Origin of the sequence: Brenneria roseae subsp. roseae, from assembly GCF_003115845.1 — a bacterium.
In the GTDB taxonomy this organism is placed as follows: Bacteria; Pseudomonadota; Gammaproteobacteria; order Enterobacterales; family Enterobacteriaceae; genus Brenneria; species Brenneria roseae.
This window is the reverse complement of sequence record NZ_KZ819033.1, coordinates 23,485-40,570: the sequence shown is the minus strand read 5'-3', so window position 1 is coordinate 40,570 and position 17,086 is coordinate 23,485. Positions and strand designations below refer to the sequence as shown.

The 17,086-nt window shown below is 53.6% G+C and carries 15 protein-coding genes; 8 read left to right on the top strand and 7 right to left on the bottom strand.

The annotated features are described in order from the left end of the window. Window positions 1-9 precede the first annotated feature (9 nt). The 3 genes from DDT52_RS15615 to DDT52_RS15605 are packed head-to-tail and all read right to left on the bottom strand — an operon-like array spanning window position 10 to window position 4,750. Window positions 10-762: an energy transducer TonB gene (locus DDT52_RS15615; protein WP_136157174.1), complete on the bottom strand. Its 753-nt coding sequence runs from the start codon at window positions 760-762 to the stop codon at window positions 10-12. Window position 763: 1 nt separating this feature from the next. Further along, window positions 764-2,524, bottom strand: a complete 1,761-nt coding sequence (locus DDT52_RS15610) for an ABC transporter ATP-binding protein/permease (protein WP_136157173.1) — start codon at window positions 2,522-2,524, stop codon at window positions 764-766. 9 nt (window positions 2,525-2,533) lie between these two features. Next, a complete protein-coding gene (locus DDT52_RS15605; RefSeq protein WP_136157172.1) occupies window positions 2,534-4,750 on the bottom strand; it encodes a TonB-dependent siderophore receptor in 2,217 nt (738 codons plus the stop codon). Between the two features lie 377 nt (window positions 4,751-5,127). Between DDT52_RS15605 and DDT52_RS15600 the strand changes: the two genes are divergently transcribed. The 3 genes from DDT52_RS15600 to DDT52_RS15590 are packed head-to-tail and all read left to right on the top strand — an operon-like array spanning window position 5,128 to window position 8,089. Continuing rightward, on the top strand, window positions 5,128-7,515 hold the full coding sequence (locus tag DDT52_RS15600) for a heavy metal translocating P-type ATPase (protein ID WP_136157171.1): 2,388 nt from the start codon (window positions 5,128-5,130) through the stop codon (window positions 7,513-7,515). Between the two features lie 36 nt (window positions 7,516-7,551). After that, window positions 7,552-7,770: a heavy-metal-associated domain-containing protein gene (locus tag DDT52_RS15595; RefSeq protein ID WP_136157170.1), complete on the top strand. Its 219-nt coding sequence runs from the start codon at window positions 7,552-7,554 to the stop codon at window positions 7,768-7,770. A gap of 55 nt (window positions 7,771-7,825) precedes the next feature. Next, entirely contained in the window at window positions 7,826-8,089 is a 264-nt protein-coding gene (locus DDT52_RS15590) for a metal-sensitive transcriptional regulator (RefSeq protein WP_168709791.1), read from the top strand. Window positions 8,090-8,151: 62 nt separating this feature from the next. On the opposite strand, the gene cpxA is transcribed toward DDT52_RS15590, so the two are convergent. Both cpxA and cpxR read right to left on the bottom strand, forming a co-directional pair. Beyond that, on the bottom strand, window positions 8,152-9,522 hold the full coding sequence (cpxA, locus tag DDT52_RS15585) for an envelope stress sensor histidine kinase CpxA (RefSeq protein ID WP_136157168.1): 1,371 nt from the start codon (window positions 9,520-9,522) through the stop codon (window positions 8,152-8,154). After that, window positions 9,519-10,217 carry an envelope stress response regulator transcription factor CpxR gene (cpxR, locus tag DDT52_RS15580; protein ID WP_109055259.1) on the bottom strand — a complete coding sequence of 233 codons (699 nt, stop codon included), beginning with the start codon at window positions 10,215-10,217 and terminating at the stop codon, window positions 9,519-9,521. Before cpxR ends, cpxA begins: the two co-directional genes overlap by 4 nt. Window positions 10,218-10,370: 153 nt before the next feature. Between cpxR and cpxP the strand changes: the two genes are divergently transcribed. Beyond that, window positions 10,371-10,856 carry a cell-envelope stress modulator CpxP gene (gene cpxP / locus DDT52_RS15575; RefSeq protein ID WP_136157167.1) on the top strand — a complete coding sequence of 162 codons (486 nt, stop codon included), beginning with the start codon at window positions 10,371-10,373 and terminating at the stop codon, window positions 10,854-10,856. Between the two features lie 162 nt (window positions 10,857-11,018). Here the strand turns inward: cpxP and agp are convergent, their stop codons facing one another. Beyond that, a complete protein-coding gene (agp, locus tag DDT52_RS15570; RefSeq protein WP_136157166.1) occupies window positions 11,019-12,275 on the bottom strand; it encodes a bifunctional glucose-1-phosphatase/inositol phosphatase in 1,257 nt (418 codons plus the stop codon). A gap of 369 nt (window positions 12,276-12,644) precedes the next feature. On the opposite strand from agp, the gene DDT52_RS15565 reads away from it, so the two are divergent. After that, window positions 12,645-13,238 (top strand): HupE/UreJ family protein, encoded by a 594-nt coding sequence (locus DDT52_RS15565; RefSeq protein WP_136157165.1) that lies wholly within the window; start codon window positions 12,645-12,647, stop codon window positions 13,236-13,238. Window positions 13,239-13,608: 370 nt separating this feature from the next. On the opposite strand, the gene DDT52_RS21230 is transcribed toward DDT52_RS15565, so the two are convergent. Beyond that, window positions 13,609-13,866 carry a hypothetical protein gene (locus DDT52_RS21230; RefSeq protein ID WP_247595560.1) on the bottom strand — a complete coding sequence of 86 codons (258 nt, stop codon included), beginning with the start codon at window positions 13,864-13,866 and terminating at the stop codon, window positions 13,609-13,611. Here DDT52_RS21230 and DDT52_RS15560 point away from each other — a divergent pair. The 3 genes from DDT52_RS15560 (at window position 13,748) to pfkA (ending at window position 17,028) form a co-directional block, all read left to right on the top strand. Further along, window positions 13,748-14,899 carry a sugar transporter gene (locus tag DDT52_RS15560; RefSeq protein ID WP_247595555.1) on the top strand — a complete coding sequence of 384 codons (1,152 nt, stop codon included), beginning with the start codon at window positions 13,748-13,750 and terminating at the stop codon, window positions 14,897-14,899. The genes DDT52_RS21230 and DDT52_RS15560 overlap by 119 nt on opposite strands. A gap of 42 nt (window positions 14,900-14,941) precedes the next feature. Then, window positions 14,942-15,847, top strand: a complete 906-nt coding sequence (gene fieF / locus DDT52_RS15555) for a CDF family cation-efflux transporter FieF (protein WP_136157164.1) — start codon at window positions 14,942-14,944, stop codon at window positions 15,845-15,847. A gap of 218 nt (window positions 15,848-16,065) precedes the next feature. After that, window positions 16,066-17,028 carry a 6-phosphofructokinase gene (gene pfkA, locus DDT52_RS15550; protein WP_136157163.1) on the top strand — a complete coding sequence of 321 codons (963 nt, stop codon included), beginning with the start codon at window positions 16,066-16,068 and terminating at the stop codon, window positions 17,026-17,028. The last annotated feature ends 58 nt before the right edge of the window (window positions 17,029-17,086 follow it).

Genomic DNA, 17,086 nt, shown 5'->3' with positions numbered 1-17,086 from the left:
AATCATGCGTTACTGCAATTTGAAACTGAGTGGAAAAGTGGTCCAGCTTTCTTGCGGAACACCGTTTTTTTTTGCCGGTACAAACGTCCATTGGCGTACCGCCGCTACCGCGGCCTGATCGAGAAGATCCCGCCCGCTGCTGCGTGCAATCAGGATTTCATTCGGTCTGCCGTTGGTGAGCACCCGAACCCGTAGTTGTACCGTTCCCTGCCATTTCCTCTTGAGCGCCAGAGCGGGATAGCGCGGTGCAGGGTTATTCAGATGCGCCGCGTTTGCCGAGGCGGGCGTTATGGCGCCGTCTGCCTGCGATGTCACAGTGGTCTGGGCAGTTGCCGGGGGCTGTGTGGGGGCGCTGGCAACCGCTGTCTGCTGAACCGGCGGTGCGGGTTGTTTGGGCCGGGGTTTGATCGTTCGTCCAGGTTCAATATGTTTTTCCACCGGTTTCGGCGGCGCCACCGCGAATTCGTCAACGGGCGGTGTTTCCTGTTGTTGTAAATCACCTTGTTGCGGCTCATTCTCCGCTGGCGGCGCGACTTCGGGAAGCGAGGGCGGCGACGATGTGACGGACGCTGCCGCAGACGGCGCGGTCAGCGACAGCTCAAGCGTGATCGACGGTTGCGGTTGTGGTATGGCAGGCGCCGACGATAAATGCGCTATCTGATAGATCAGCAAGATATGCAACCCGGTTGCCAATATGACGATCAGGAGTTTCTCGATCTTGTCGGTTATTCCGCCGGTCGATGTTGAAAAAACGGCTGCCATTTTAGTGCGCCCTGCTAACAGTGATCGTTTCCGCCGCGTTGCCGGGCAAAGACGAAATAGCGCTTTGCGGCTCATCTGACGTGGCGGCGTTGCTCTCTTCCTTCGCTGGCGTGATGCGCAGGGTATGCGAGTGCCAGTGTGTCAGGTGCGGGTGGTGGGTTACGCTGATCACCGTGGCGTCTGGCAAGGTTTCTCGCAGCAAACGGTACAGATTGTCTTCGTTTTCCCGGTCCAGCGCCGAGGTGGCTTCGTCTAAAAACACGCTGTCCGGGCGTTGCAGCAGCACGCGGGCGAACGCCAGCCGCTGCTGTTCTCCCGGCGACAACCGTTTATCCCACTGCGCCGTCTGCTCCAGACAAGGGATATAGTGTTCCAGCCGTACCTGCGTCAGCGCATCGCGGCAGCGTTCGCTATCCAGCGTCTTGCCGGGATAGCTCAGCGCCTCCCGCAGTGTGCCGGAGGGCAGATAGCTCTTTTGCGGTAGAAACAGGTAAGAACCGGCCGGAAACGCGACACTGCCGCTGCCGTATGGCCATAATCCCGCCAGCGCGCGCAGCAGCGTGCTCTTGCCGCCGCCTGAGCCGCCGCAGATCATCCAACGTTCGCCGGGCCGTATCTCGGTATCGGGAATGGCGGCCAGCGGTGCGCCGTCCGGTAGGCGCAGGCACAGGCCGCGGGTACGCAGGGCGTTGTCAGCGGAAGAGGTGATCACAATATCGCCACGTTCCTGCTGACGTAACAGATCATCGAATTCACACAGCCGCCGCAGTACGGCGCGCAGTAACGCCAGATCTTTGTAATTGAACAGGAACCAGGAAAGCGCGGTGCGCAGGCGGGCGAAACCGATCCCCATCTGCATCACGCCGCCGATGGTGAGTTGTCTGGCAAAATAGCGTGGGATGGTAAACAGATAGGGAACAAAACTGCCTGCTTCGATATACAGGGTTTCTGTAAAGGCGACCCGTTTTGAGTACACCATCAAGCCGCGCCAGTTTTGCTGAACGGCGGAGAAGGCAGTGCGCAGACGCCGGTTTTCTTCGCTTTCCCCACGATAAAAGGCAATTTGCTCGGCGCTTTCCCGAATGCGCATCAGTTGATAGCGGAAGTCCGCCTCGCAGCGCTGTTGTTGATAGCTCAGCCCTACCAGCGGGCGGCCGATCTTTTCCATCAGCCACGATCCCAGCAGCGCGTAGGCGATGCCGACCCACAACATGTAGCCCGGTACCTGAAATTCGTGACCCAGCAGCGTAAGAGAGAGCGTGCCGGATAATCCCCACAGGATCACGGAAAAAGAGACGGCGTTGGCGATGTTGGTGAGAAGTCCTAGCAGCAGCTCCAGGCTCTTTTCCGCCATCTGGCGCAGGTCTTCGGCTATACGCTGGTCCGGGTTGTCGGCTGTCGCATCGTTTTCCAGATGGTAATAGATGCGCTGCCGCAACCATTTTTCCAGAAACACATCAACCAGCCAACTGCGCCAGCGCAGTGTGAGCAACTGGGTGAACCAGATGCTGAACGTTTTGCTCAGCACCGCGATGCCCATCAGCAACGCCAGCGTCAGCAGCAGCGGCGCGATAGCGCTACGCTGATAGTCAGCCAGGGCGTCAAAAAAATTTTTCTGCCAGTTGCTGATCCCCACCGCCGCATACACGGTGCCCATTTCGAGCAGGATCACCAGCGCCAGCAGGCCGCTGGCGCGCCATCGCTCTTCAGACCGCCAGTAAGCGCCCAACAGTGCGCTATGTGACAAAGGTTTCTTCATCATATGCCTGGGTTAAAATTTCGCATGCAGCGAAAGAGTGAAATTACGTGGCGTACCATATACGTTCTGCGTTCCACGGCCACCGATACTGGCGTAGTATTTGCGATCGGTCAGATTCTCCGCATTGAGCGAGACGGTAAAGTTGTCATTGATGGGATAACTGAGTGCCGCGTTCAATAGCGCGTAACCGCCCTGATAGCGTTCTTCGCCATTTCCCCTGGCATCGGCATAATTGCTGACGGCATAAAGCCCACCGCCGAAACCAAGGCCGTCCAGCAGACCACCGGCAATACGATAATGGCTCCACAGTTTGAAACTATGCTTCGGTTCGGCCAGACTGAAGGCGCCGATATTGCTGTCGTCGGACCGATAGCGTGTGCTCAGGTAGGCGTAGCCGGCGGAGATATCCCAACCCGGTAGCGGGCTGCCACTGATTTCTGTTTCCCACCCTTCGCTTCTGACCTTGCCTGCGGCGATGTAGACATCGTCATCAGGGTAGTTCGGATCGCTGAATGCGCGGTTGACGTCATCAATGCGGAATACGGCAACCGAAGCATTCAGTGCGCCATCATAAAAACTGCCTTTAATCCCGGTTTCATATTGTTTACCTTTACGTGGATCCAGCGTTGAACCGTCCGCGCGTTTGTCCGTTTGCGGGACAAAGGTTTCAGAATAGCTACCGTAAAGGGAAAGCTGCGGCGTCAGTTCGTAGATCAGGCCGGTATAAGGGATAAGTTCGCTGCGTGCCGACTGTGTTTGGCTCCATCCTGTGGGTTCTGCGGGGGCGATGCTACGTTCTTTGACGCTGAAATCGCTGATTCGTCCACCAATCACCCAGGTGAGCGGATCGAGCAGGCGTAAGCGGGTCTGCCCATAAATACCGCTCTGGATGGTGCGGGTGCGTAGACCTTGCGTCCAGTCCACATCGTATTCCTGTACCGCGGATGAATCGAACAGATTGATGTCGTTCTGTGAGGCTTGAGAGCCCCACGTCCTTCCGCCCTGATATTGTTCCTGATAATCGTCATAGTTATAGCCGATCAGAGCCTGATGCTCGCGGCCAAACAGCGTAAACGGACCGCCAACGTACAGGTCCAGCGCATAGCGTTGATACTCGTAATCATAATGCCGGTTCCATGAGTAGGGCAGCGTTAAGGTCTGAGGGTCAACACCGATACCGCGTGGGAAGATGTCCTTATACGGATTGTCCTTGTTCAGATAACGGAATTTTCCGGTGGCGGTCCAGCCGTTATCGAAGCGTTGTTCCAGCCCGGCAACATATTCCTGAGTGTGGTTATTGTACCAGGCCCACTCCGGTGTGGTATTTACCGATCGTGAGACATCCAGCAGAGCGCCATTGATATAGGTGGGAAGGCCGTAATACGGCGCCGTGATATTGTTGGTTTGATTGGCGAATGTCAGAGACAGCGTGGTATCTGGCGTCAGGTCATATTCCACCACGCCGTAAAACACTTTTTTTTCCTGATGAGTCTTATCGTAGAAGAAATCGCGATCCTGCCAGATACCCACAGCACGACCGCGCAGGGTTCCGCTGTCGTTCAGCGGTCCGGTGACGTCGAGTTCGCTACGATAATTGTCCCAACTTCCCGCGCTCAGCGTGCCGTTAAGTGTGAAAACGTCCCGCGGTTTTTTGGTGACAACGTTAACAGTGCCGCCGGGGTCACCGCTGCCGCCCAGCAGCGCCGCCGGACCGCGCAATACTTCCACCCGATCGTATATCCCCAGATCGAACTGCTCCGATCCTCCCAATCCATTGTAAACAGGAACGCCGTCAATGGCGGCATTCAGATTGTGTCCGCGCGACCGGATAATGCTGGTGCCGGAGCCGTTGGGAATGATTGTCACGCCGGTGGTTTGCTGCAAAGCGTCTTCCAGCGTAGTGAGGTTCTGATCTTCAATACGCTGACGGGTAATAACCGATACCGATTGAGGGATATCCTTCAGCGCCACCGGCAGTTTGCTGGCAACGGTTACCTCCTGCGCGGTATAGGAGGTGGTGTCTTCCGTAGGCGCCTGTCCCCATACGGTAATACCCTCCAGCGTGGCGGTATTCGTCGTCCCCTCGGTGTAATCGGTGTTATCCGGCGACGCCGTTGCGGAACTCGCCGTTTGCGCGCCGAATAACATACCGGAAATAAAAATCGCCGTAGCGCTGAATTGAAAGGTTTTATGTTGCCTGGTGTGGCGAATAACTGTGCATGTCATCATGTTCCTGTCCCTTATAAATGAATAAATTAAATTTATAACTCAATTGATTAGTGTTTTTTTCTATCTTCAGCGTAATAAACTCTGGAATGTTTTGGTTATGCAATAAACCCCTATGGGGTATATTTTTATTAGCTCGATACTAGGAAGGATGGTAGGGCATTAAAAATGATTTTTTTATATATGCTTTTGTCAAAATATGAATGATTGTTTTTATCTTATTGAAAATAAATTATATCTAAAATTTGCATATACTATTCTGATAATAATACCTATGAGGGGTATTATTATTTATAGGTTGGGGGTATTTTATCGGGCAGCCGACGGGGCTGATTAAAGACGGCTTTTTTATTTATGGAAAGCTTAAGGATAATGATGTCATGACAAACAACAGCGCCTCCCTCTCTTTTCACCTGCCGATTGGCGGTATGTCCTGTGCGGCTTGCGCCGTACGAATAGAGCGCGTCCTGAACCGTCTGGATGGTGTGGAAGCTAACGTCAATTTCGCCAGCGAACGGGCACGCATCCGTTTACAGGCCGAAACCAGTTCGCCGCATGAGGTTGTTGCCGCGATTCAGAAACTCGGATTTGACGTGGTGGAGCAGAACCTGACGGTAGAGATCGTCGGCATGAGCAGCGAACGTTGCGCCGAACGTATCCGCGCCGATCTCAACGCATTGGGAGGCGTGTCGGCGACGGTATGGTTTGCCAGCGGACGGGCCGCCGTACGCTATGTGCCGGGGATAGCCGATCGCGACCGTATTATTGAGCAGATAGAACGCGCTGGCTATCTGGCGCATGTTATTGATGAAGGCGATCGCGATGGCGAGCGTGAACGACGTAAGCGCGCATGGCATCGGGAACGGCGCGAGTTCCTGATCGCCGCCGCCCTCGCTCTGCCACTGATGGTGGAAATGGCGGGCATGTTTTTCGGGCGCGGACATCTGCTGCCTGGCTGGTTGCAATGGCTGCTGGCGACGCCGGTGCAGTTCTGGAGCGGCCGTCATTTCTATCGGCGCGCCTGGAGCGCCCTACGTAATGGCACCTCGAATATGGATGTGCTGGTGACGCTGGGCACCAGCGTGGCTTATGTCTTCAGCGTCTTTACGTTGTTTACCGATCCGCATGGACATCTCTATTTTGAAGCCAGTGCAGCGATTATCACGCTGGTTTTATTGGGAAAATTACTGGAAGGGCGGGCGAAAGCGAAAACCGGCGCCGCGATTGAAGGCTTGTTGAATCTGCAACCGCTCACCGCCCATATCGAGATTGACGGTGAAATACGGGATTGTGATGTCGCCTGTCTGCGCGTTGGCGAGGTGTTTGTGGTTCGCCCCGGCGAGAGCATTCCGGTCGATGGCGTGATTCTGGATGGTATGTCGGACGTGAACGAAGCCATGCTGACGGGAGAAAGTGTTCCGGTTGTCAAAGGCGTGGGCGCTGAGGTGTATGCCGCGACGCTGAACCAGAGCGGGATGTTGCGCGTCAGGGCCTCCGGCGTCGGGAGTAATACGGCGCTTGCGCGCATTATCCGCATGGTGGAAGACGCTCAGGGGTCGAAGGCGGCAGTACAGCGTTTGGCGGACAGGATTTCGGCCGTGTTTGTGCCGGTTGTGGTAAGCCTCGCGTTGCTGACATGGCTAACACACTGGCTGATCACGGGTGAGTTTGCGGCCAGTCTGGTCAGTGCCGTTGCCGTATTGGTGATCGCCTGCCCCTGTGCGCTGGGGCTGGCGACGCCCACCGCGATTATGGTGGGCACCGGACAAGGGGCGCGTTCGGGGATTCTGTTTCGCAATGCCAATGCGCTGGAGCAGGTGCGGCGCTTACAGGTGCTGGTACTGGATAAAACGGGTACGGTAACGGAGGGAAAGCCCTCTGTCAGCGATATTTTTCCGCAGCCGGGGATCACCGCCGGGGAACTACTTCATGTCACATTGTCGCTGGAACAGCATTCGGAGCACCCTTTAGGGCAGGCGCTGGCGCGCTATGCGCGGGAATCAGGCGTGGCAGCGGCAGAGGTGAGTGCGTTTCAGGCCATTATTGGCGGCGGCGTCAGGGCTGAGGTCGATGGTGATGAGTGGTTGCTGGGATCGCCGACCTATCTGGCGGAACGCGGCGTCGTTCTTGATAGCGAGCGGGTCGCCACGTTGGAAGCACAGGGAAAAACGGTGATTGCCGTTGCTATCGGGATGCGGTTGTTGGGGTATGTCAGCCTGCAAGATCGTTTAAGAAGCGACGCGCGTGACGCTGTGCAGGCCTTGCAAAAGCAAGGGATCGAGGTTGTGATGCTTACCGGCGATAACCACCGGGTCGCCTCGGTGATTGCCGCTCAATTGGGTATAGACCGATTTGTGGCGCAGATGTTGCCGGAGCGCAAGGTGGCGGAGATCCAGCGAATACAGGCCAGCGGCCGCTGCGTCGGGATGGTGGGCGATGGCATCAATGATGCGCCGGCGCTGGCGGCCGCCGATATCGGTTTCGCGATTGGCGCCGGTTCGGATATCGCGCTGGATACCGCGGATGTTGTGCTGATGCGTAACCGGTTGGATAGTATTGCCGATGCGATCAGCCTCTCGCGGGCAACGCTCGGCAAAGTGAAACAAAACCTGTTTTTTGCGTTTTTCTACAATGTGCTGGGTATTCCCCTGGCAGCGTTTTCGTTGCTCAATCCGGTGATTGCCGGCACAGCCATGGCGCTCAGTTCGATTTCCGTACTGAGCAATTCACTGTTGTTACGTAATTGGAAACCGACGCGGCGTGACTGAGTCCGGTCTGTTAACCGTCAGAATGGAGAGTATTTTATGTCCTATGCTACAATCAGCGTTCAAGGTATGGCTTGCGGCGGTTGCGCCGGCAAGGTCAAGAATGCGCTAGAGGCGCTTAATGGTGTTCAGGGTGTCGAAGTCACGCTGGAAACCGGTCTGGTCAATGTGGAGTACGATGAGACAGAAAAAGCCAATCCAGCCGTCTTCCGGGACACCGTCGAAGGTCTCGGCTTTGACGTCGTCCCGGAAGTGTGAATATTGCGCCGCCTCAGAGGCGGCGAATAGCGTTGACGCGCATGATGAGCGCAGAGTGGTGCAGCCACGCAAAAAGGCGCTGCTCAATCGGCTGAGTCGTGTTAATGGGCAGGTTAATGGTATTGCGCAGATGATTGAGCAGGATCGCTATTGCGTCGATATCCTCCACCAGATTTCCGCGGCGCGTTCTGCGCTGAACGCAGTAGCAAATCAATTACTTGCCGACCATACCAATGGGTGCGTGCGCAAAGCTGTGCTGGCGGATGGCGGCGAAGCCGAAATAGCGGAATTATTGCAGGTGATCCAGCGCATGCGCTGAGTACGGTAAACTGACGTTGTGGCCGGGAGCCTTTATCGGCGAGATCGCCACAACGTCAGGTTTCATCGCTGGTCCAGAGGAAGCCAGATCACCAATCGCAAGCCGCCTAACGGGCTGTCTTCCGCTTTCACCCAGCCTTTGTGCTGGGTGATGGCGGTCTCGACAATCGCCAACCCTAATCCTGTTCCACCAGATTCGCGATCGCGGGCTTCATCCGTTCGATAAAATGGCCGGAAAATCTGTTCGCGATCTTCCGGGCTGACGCCCGGGCCATCATCGTCAACTTTAATGGTGATACCTTGATTATCAACGGAGAACGCGACCGCAATGTGATGGTGGGAATAACGTAGCGCATTGCGCACGATATTCTCCAGCGCGCTATCGAGGGCGTTCGGGTTGCCGAAGAACGTCCACGGTCCGGGAGGATAAGTGACTTCCAGCGTTTTCCCCATCTGTTCCGCTTCAAACGCGGCGTCGTCCAGCACATTGCCCCATAGTTCATCAGCCCGCAAGAATTCACGGGTCAACTCATTCTTGTGCTGATTGCGCGACAGCACCAGCAGATCGTTGATCATGCTATCGAGCCGCTGGGTTTCCATTTCGATACGGCTCAGTTCGTTCCCCTCTCCCTGCCGTCTGCGCAGGAGCGCGGTGGCAAGCTGCAAGCGCGTAAGCGGAGTACGCAGCTCATGCGAAATGTCTGACAGCAGGCGTTGCTGCGCCGTCACCATTCGTTCAAGCGCGCTGACCATCTGGTTGAAGCTGACGCCCGTTGCCTGAAACTCCTGTGGTCCGGATTCCAGTTCAGGGTGTTGACGTAAATTGCCCCGAGCAACCTCGTCAGCGGCGTTTTTCAGTTTACGAGCCGGTTTGGCGAGACTCCAGGCAAGCCATAACAGCAGGGGAGAACTGATTAACATGGTGAAAATCAACAGCAGTAACGGCCGGTCGAACAACAGACTGATAAAGTCTGACTGGGGGCTGCTGGCCGGACGGATCAGGTAAAGCTGGTAGTTGTCTTCACCATCCCGAATGGAGAATGGCCCCAGTAATTCAACCCGGCCATACTTTTTCTTTTGTGGGTGATCGGCATTATCGGACAGGCCGATAAAGTTACGTACAATCTGCGTTTCATTTTTCTGAGCGCCCAGCACCCGCCCTTCGCTGGTGACCAGCAAAAGACGCTGCCCCGGCGGTGCCCATTTCTCAATGACCCAGAACAACCTTAGCCACCAGCGTAAATCGTTGGCGGGCGTGTTGGCCAGATCGGCTTCAATGTGCTGTTCCAGCATAAGCCCTTGCCGCTGCTCATTTTCCAGCAGCGCCGTCAGCTGACGCGAATCCAGCTTGGGCACCATCAGCACCAGCATGAGAACCAGAGCCAGCGTTAGCCAGAAAATAGCGAAAATACGTGCGGTCAGGCTATTGATCATGCAGCAGATACCATCAGATAGCCTCGTCCGCGCAAGGTTTTAAACCAGGGCAGCCCATCTTTGCGCTCCGGTAACTTGCGACGCAGATTGGAGATATGCATATCAATGGCACGGTCAAATGGCGTCAGACGCTTGCCTAACACTTCCTGGCTCAGATGTTCGCGTGAAACCACCTGACCCAGCCGTTGGGCCAGCAGGTAGAGCAGCGTAAATTCCGTGCCTGTCAGATCCAGCACGGTATCGTCGAAGCTGGCTTCCTGACGCCCCGGGTTGAGCCGCAGGCCGTCAACTTCCAGCGTCGGCGCATTGTTTTCGCCTGCCTGTTGCTGATCTGTCCAGTTTGAACGACGTAAAATGGCCCGGATACGCGCCACCAGTTCACGGTCGTTAAAGGGTTTTGGCAGATAATCATCCGCGCCTAATTCCAGGCCGAGTACCCGATCCAGTTCACTGCCACGTGCGGTCAACATAATTACCGGTGTCTGATGTTGCTGACGTAGTTCTTTTAATGTGTCGATGCCATTCTTTTTCGGCATCATCACATCCAGCAAAAGCAGGTCAATTGTATTATCCAATGCGTTTAATGCCTGCTCGCCATCATAGGCGACCACGACATTAAATCCTTCCATTTCGAGCAACTCTTTCAGTAAAGACGTCAGCTCTTTATCGTCATCAACCAGCAGGATCTTGTTCATGTTTTATCTACCTCCAGGGGCAAAATACGCCATAGATTAGTGGTATTCCATGACTTTACGTAGTTTTACATCCTCTGACGCATGTTTGCAGCAAGACAATTAAACTGATGCTCATTGATTCACAGAACAGCACGCCAAAACGGGGAGTTATTGATGCAACACGCCACAACGTTATCTCTTGCTTCGCTGCTGATGCTGAGCGTTTTCACTGCATTTGCGGCAGATGTTGGGAGTGCGTCTGTGAATAGCTGGCATCAGGACGACTCTGCCATGAAACGCATGCACGATCAGCAGGCGATGTTTGATGGTGTGAAGTTGACCGAGCAACAGCGGCAACAAATGCGCGATCTTATGTATCAGGGGCGCCAGGATGTTCCGGCGTTTAATGCGAAAGATGTTGAAACCATGCATAACCTGGTGACGGCTAATGCGTTTGATGAAGATGCGGTTCGTAAACAGATTACCAAGATGATGGAAGTACAGATTGAACGTCAGGTGCAGATGACGCGTATTCGTAATCAAATGTACAACCTGCTGACATCAGAGCAGAAAAATATTCTGGAACAGAAGCACCAGCAACGAATGCAGCAAATAGAACGGCAGATCTCGATGTTAAATCAGATGCCGTTACCACAGTAGTCAGACACCATGGTAAATCCCGAGTAGTAGTGTGTAGTTCGAGTAGTAACGCAGTAGATACATGTAGTAGATACACCCTTTTCCTTGCCATAGACACCATCCCTGTCTTTTGCCCTCCATGATGGAGGGCTTTTTTTTTACTCAGTACTCATTATTCAACGGTTACTTTTGAGTTAAGTCGGAAGTGATTTTCTCAAACGCGCTGAACGAACAGAATCCGTCGGCATTTATCGGGCAATCTTGCAGGGCCAGCGTAACCCGCTGTGGTGGATTGTTGCGGTTCAGCGGAGCCAGCGTTTTGATTTGATCGGTGGATTGATAAACATATTCCATTTTCAGGAAAGACTCACCGCTGGTTTTATTCTTCCAGCGCTCAAAGACAATTTTGCCGCCGATGGGGGTGGTTTCAAACTGGTTCGGCAATTTATAGGGCTTCACACCCAATGCGGAGAACAGTGAGGCGACGTTTGAGTCATGCCCGACGAGGAAAGTGAATTTGGGTTTATCTTGCCCGAATGAGTTTTTCAGTTCCTTGACCAGATTCCCGGAGACTTCCCTGGCGATGACCGGCGCGCTGAATACGACGCTGTTGTAATACTCTTTTATCGCGACCAGCGACTCGAACTGCTTATCGTCTTTGATTCGTCCCCAGCCAACATTTTCAATCGGCGCGCCTTCATAATATTGCAGAATAAACGCATCTGAAATTGAGGTGCCGGTTCTCAGCGGACCCGAAACGCCGGGTTCCTGATCGGCAACGATGTTCACTGACGTCGGGATGGCGGTGAGATCACACTGTTTGTCTTCTTTGCAGGTTGCCGATTCGGTATAGCGAATGATCTGCGCCATTTGCTGATAGGTCGGTTTCAAACGTTCGTTCAGCCCTTCAAGGCCGTTTTCTCCCGCGGTTTGATTAATGGATTCAATGGCGCGTTGTTTAAACTCCGGGCTGCCGTCGCGGATGATGGGGTTAAAAGTGGCGTCCATGGTGCCCAGTTTTTCTTTATGGGTTACGGGTACGATGCAGCCCGGAAACGCGCCAACAGAGAAATACTGTGCGGTTGCAATCGTGCGTTGCAGGCTGTTGGCGTAGAAATAGACGTCTTTGTCGGTAGGGCAGGTATCAGCGGCAAGTAGATGGTTATCTACCAGCCATTCGCTGAAATAGTGACCAAAATAGGCTTCCAGTACGCCACCCCGGGTGGTCAGCCAACTGCTGGGCGTATCCCATTGTGGCCAGGCATCGGGCGTCAGCTTGCCTAATGCGCTGCTGGGGCTTGCAAGTGGTGCTCTCAATCCATGACGGCTAAATACGACGACTTGCTCCAATGCCAATTCATCATTACTGCTGGCGAAGGTTTCCGTCGAAAACGGCAACAGTAGCGGCAGGCAAAACAGTGCTTTCATTTTCAGGGACATCTGCACTCTCCTCGTTGGTTGGAGTTATTTCTTTCATAAAAAAAAGAAAAAACTGAAAAATTTATCCGATATTTTGGTTGTGAGCATCCGTTATATCTTGTGCTTAATGTTTCATTAATTACAGCTTGATGTAAAAAGAATAGTCAAAATGTGATTCAAACCACGTAACTCCCTACCGGGTGTGGCCTCTATTTTTACGATAGTGGATGGATTTTATGCTTTTAAAATGATGTTATTTTTCTTTAAAAATTATGTTTTTTGTCTTGTTTTCATAAAAAATTAATTTAAATCATAATATGGCGCTTGAATTTTGAGCTAAATAGAGAGGCGATACTTACTACTACAACATCATTTATTCTGGCGGAAAATATGAGCATAAATGTCAAACGTGCGTTGGTATTGGTACTGACTTTGTTCCCTGCGCTGGTGTTCGCACACACCGGCAACGATGGCGGTGCACATCATGTGCTGGGCTTTACAGAAGGATTCACCCATCCCCTTACGGGCCTGGACCACTTGTTTGCAATGACGCTGGTTGGCGTATGGAGTGCAATGAATACCCGCAAGTGGTGGGTAGCTCCGCTGTCGTTTGCGTCCTTGCTGTTAGTGGGCGCGCTGATTGGCATGGCGGGTGTGACCATCCCTGCGACGGAGCATATCGTTGCGGCCTCGTTACTGGGCATTGGTCTGATGGTGGCGATGCAATTGAAGCTGTCTTCGGCGGCGGGCGCATTAAGTATCGGCGCCTTTGCGATATTTCACGGTCTGGCTCATGGGGCGGAACTTTCCCACTCGGTGGGGGCATTATCGGGGATGGTGATCGCGACCGCATTGCTGCACGTATTGGGATTAGGCATTGGATATTTGCTGATCTCTTCAAAAAAATCGACGGTGTGGTGGCCACGTTTGATCGGCGGTTGTTCCTCTGTTCTGGGTCTTGGTTTACTGGGTGGTTTGATTTAGTCCATTCCCGTTGTCTGCGAGACGGTCGGTTTGCCATGAACCCCGTCTGTGCAGGCGAAATTTAAGGTTAGCGATACCTCGGGCGGCGACCGCGGCGCGAGGTATCCCCTGCGGGAACCTCATCGCCGTGTTTTCCCCTTGTAAAACGCGCCCGTTGTTGTTTTATCGTGCCGTCGTCAAGGGCGAAAAAGGCGATACGCAAGTTTGAAATTATTGATAAAATGGCACGAAAAAAAGACAGCGCAGGAGAGCGGTAAAGCGTAGAATGCGATCATCAAAAAATGATGCTCATGAGTGTTCCCTCATCTGCCCTCGGGCTTCTGGCTGACATCCTCATAAAAGCACGTTGAAACACCGTTGACCGCAGGTGTTACACGGTGATGTCATACTTTCTCTGTATCATCGCTCCACCGCGCAGGCCTTGCCAGAACAAGGCGGTGCACTTTTTTATTTTAACTTTTGATATCGATACCATGACCCGTTCTCCCAGATCGACCGCCTGGTTGAGAGTGATTAGTCTCTCTCTCGCTGCTTTTATTTTTAATACCGCTGAATTTGCTCCGGTTGCTTTGCTTTCTGATATCGCAGCCAGTTTTTCAATGAGTGCCGCGCAAGTTGGTCTGATCATTACCATCTATGCCTGGGTGGTCGGGGTGATGTCGTTACCCTGCATGTTGCTGTCCAGTGATATGGAGCGGCGTAGCCTGCTGATCAAAATCTTTATTCTATTCACCGTCAGCAACATATTGTCCGGTCTGGCCTGGAATTATTGGATTCTGGTGCTGGCCCGCATCGGCGTAGCGCTGTCCCACGCGATTTTTTGGTCGATAACCGCGTCTCTGGCGGTGCGTCTGGCGCCGGCGGATAAAAAGGCGCAGGCGTTGAGCCTGCTGGCGACGGGCACGGCGCTGGCGATGGTGCTGGGACTGCCGCTGGGGCGTCTGGTGGGCCAATATCTGGGCTGGCGTGTCACGTTCGTGATTATTGGCATGCTGGCCTCCGCGATTATGCTGGTGATGATGAAGCTGCTGCCGGAATTGCCCAGCAGCAATTCCGGTTCGCTGAAAAGTTTGCCTTTGCTGCTTAAGCGGCCCGCATTGCTGTGTATTTACGGCCTGACCGTGATGATTGTCACCGCGCATTTTACGGCTTACAGTTACATAGAGCCGTTTGTGCAAAAAGTGGCTCTGCTGAGTGAGAATTTCACCACCATGTTGCTGCTGATTTTCGGTGGCGCCGGAATTATCGGCAGCATGCTGTTTAGCCGCTACAGCAACAGGTATCCTTCCCGCTTCCTGGTGACGTCATTTGCTTTCCTGACGATGTGTCTGCTGCTGTTGCTGCCGCTGTCATTCAGCGGCTGGAGCATTTCGCTGTTATGCGTCGCCTGGGGGATCGCCATTATGGCATTGAGCCTGGCGATGCAGGTCAAAGTGCTGTCGCTGGCTTCGGATGCGACGGATGTCGCTATGTCGCTCTATTCCGGCATTTATAATCTTGGTATTGGCGGCGGCGCTTTATTGGGCAATCAGGTGATTACGCACCTGGGGCTGGCTGACGTCGGCTTTATTGGCGCGGCGCTGGGATTGGTGGCGTTGGCATGCTGTATTTTTACACTTATCCGTTATGTCCGCGAGTTAAGTAATGTGTCGATGAACTAATACGGGTATCCACCGAGCGTTTCTGTCCTGAGTGAGGGCGTTATGAATTCACACTATGCTCGTCTGGTTACGCTGGCGGCATTGAGTGCGACTGCCGTTGCAGTAATATTGTTCGTCATGAAGGTCTTCGCCTGGTGGCATACCGGTTCGGTGAGTCTGCTGGCCTCATTGGTGGATTCTCTGGTTGATATCGCCGCCTCGCTGGTTAACCTGCTGGTGGTTCGCTATTCGCTTCAGCCTGCGGATCTTGAGCATACTTTCGGCCATGGCAAAGCCGAATCTCTGGCTGCGCTGGCGCAGAGTATGTTTATTTCCGGTTCTGCGTTGTTTCTGATATTGACAGGGTTGCAGCATACCCTGGAGCCCCAGACGCTGCGCGCCCCGGAGGTGGGAATATGGGTAACGGTGATTGCGTTGCTGTCAACGTTGCTGCTGGTGTCATTCCAGCGCTGGGTGGTCAAGCGCACGCATAGTCAGGCGGTGCGCGCGGATATGCTGCACTATCAGTCTGATGTGCTGATGAACGGCGCGATTCTGGTGGCGCTGGGATTGAGCTGGAAAGGCATCACCCGCGCCGATGCGCTGTTTGCGCTGGGCATCGGTGTCTATATTCTATACAGTGCCCTACGTATGGGTTATGAAGCCGTACAATCGCTATTGGATCGCGCTTTGCCGGACGAAGAACGGAACATGATTGTCGGGATTATCTCCAACTGGCCGGGCATTCGCGGCGCTCACGACTTACGAACCCGGCGTTCCGGGCCGACCCGCTTCATTCAACTGCATCTGGAGATGGATGACGCTTTGCCGCTGCTGCAATCGCATCAAATTGCCGATGACATCGAGCAGGCGTTGCTTAAGCAATTTCCAGACTCCGATATTATTATCCACCAGGATCCGGTTTCGGCTGTGCCGGAAGAACAGAAAGGGCAACTCAAGGAGCTGTAACAGCTTGAGTCCGATGTTGTTTGTTGCCTGTTTATGTTTAAAACGTGATATGCCGTGAAAATTTATGCACAATCTAGCCTGACCTGAATCAATTCAGCTACGGGTATTTGTTATAATATGCTAATAAAAGATGAGAGGTCGCTGTCGTTGTAACAACCGGCAGTGAATTTACGATAGAAGAATCCTGCAAATTTACATCTACAAGTCCAGAGGTTGTCATGATTAAAAGAATCGGAGTATTGACGAGCGGTGGTGATGCGCCCGGAATGAATGCGGCAATTCGTGGCGTGGTGCGTGCCGCACTGACGGAAGGGCTGGAAGTGTTCGGCATTTATGATGGCTATCTGGGCTTGTATGAGAATCGGATGGTTCAATTAGACCGCTACAGCGTGTCAGATATGATCAACCGCGGGGGGACGTTTCTGGGTTCGGCGCGTTTTCCTGAATTCCGTGATGAGAAAGTGCGTGAAGTCGCCATTCAAAACATGAAAGCGCAAGGACTGGATGCGCTGGTGGTGATCGGCGGCGACGGTTCCTACATGGGGGCCAAGCGCCTGACGGAAATGGGTTTCCCCTGTATCGGGCTGCCCGGCACCATCGATAACGACGTTGCGGGTACGGACTATACCATCGGCTATTTTACGGCGTTGGAGACGGTGCTGGAAGCCATTGACCGTCTGCGCGACACATCCTCTTCCCACCAGCGGATCTCCATTGTGGAAGTGATGGGACGTCACTGCGGCGACCTGACGCTGGCGGCGGCGATCGCCGGCGGCTGTGAGTTTATCGTTTTGCCGGAAGTGCCGTTCAGTCCGGAAGATCTGGTGAACGAAATCAAAGGCGGTATCGAAAAAGGCAAAAAACACGCGATTGTGGCGATTACCGAACACATTTGCGACATCAACGAACTGTCGAAATATATCCAGAAAGAAACGGGCCGCGACACGCGCGCCACCGTTCTGGGCCATATTCAGCGCGGCGGTTCTCCGGTGGCCTATGACCGTATTTTGGCTTCTCGTATGGGCGCGTATTCCATTGAACTGTTGCTGCAAGGCTATGGTGGCCGTTGCGTCGGTATCCAGAACGAAAAACTGGTTCATCACGATATCGTTGATGCCATTGAGAACATGAAGCGTCCGTTTAAAGGCGACTGGCTGGAAACGGCGAAAAAATTGTTCTGATCCCGCCATCGCATCGTCAATCCCGCTGTCAAAGCAGGGTTGCCGCTTATTGACCTAC

Excerpts from the sequence above, each read along its gene's own strand:
- DDT52_RS15615 (WP_136157174.1), bottom strand. The coding sequence starts at position 762 with ATGGCAGCCGTTTTTTCAACATCGACCGGCGGAATAACCGACAAGATC.
- DDT52_RS15610 (WP_136157173.1), bottom strand. The coding sequence starts at position 2,524 with ATGATGAAGAAACCTTTGTCACATAGCGCACTGTTGGGCGCTTACTGG.
- DDT52_RS15605 (WP_136157172.1), bottom strand. The coding sequence starts at position 4,750 with ATGATGACATGCACAGTTATTCGCCACACCAGGCAACATAAAACCTTT.
- DDT52_RS15600 (WP_136157171.1), top strand. The coding sequence starts at position 5,128 with ATGACAAACAACAGCGCCTCCCTCTCTTTTCACCTGCCGATTGGCGGT.
- DDT52_RS15595 (WP_136157170.1), top strand. The coding sequence starts at position 7,552 with ATGTCCTATGCTACAATCAGCGTTCAAGGTATGGCTTGCGGCGGTTGC.
- cpxA (WP_136157168.1), bottom strand. The coding sequence starts at position 9,522 with ATGATCAATAGCCTGACCGCACGTATTTTCGCTATTTTCTGGCTAACG.
- cpxR (WP_109055259.1), bottom strand. The coding sequence starts at position 10,217 with ATGAACAAGATCCTGCTGGTTGATGACGATAAAGAGCTGACGTCTTTA.
- cpxP (WP_136157167.1), top strand. The coding sequence starts at position 10,371 with ATGCAACACGCCACAACGTTATCTCTTGCTTCGCTGCTGATGCTGAGC.
- agp (WP_136157166.1), bottom strand. The coding sequence starts at position 12,275 with ATGTCCCTGAAAATGAAAGCACTGTTTTGCCTGCCGCTACTGTTGCCG.
- DDT52_RS15565 (WP_136157165.1), top strand. The coding sequence starts at position 12,645 with ATGAGCATAAATGTCAAACGTGCGTTGGTATTGGTACTGACTTTGTTC.
- DDT52_RS21230 (WP_247595560.1), bottom strand. The coding sequence starts at position 13,866 with ATGATCAGACCAACTTGCGCGGCACTCATTGAAAAACTGGCTGCGATA.
- fieF (WP_136157164.1), top strand. The coding sequence starts at position 14,942 with ATGAATTCACACTATGCTCGTCTGGTTACGCTGGCGGCATTGAGTGCG.
- pfkA (WP_136157163.1), top strand. The coding sequence starts at position 16,066 with ATGATTAAAAGAATCGGAGTATTGACGAGCGGTGGTGATGCGCCCGGA.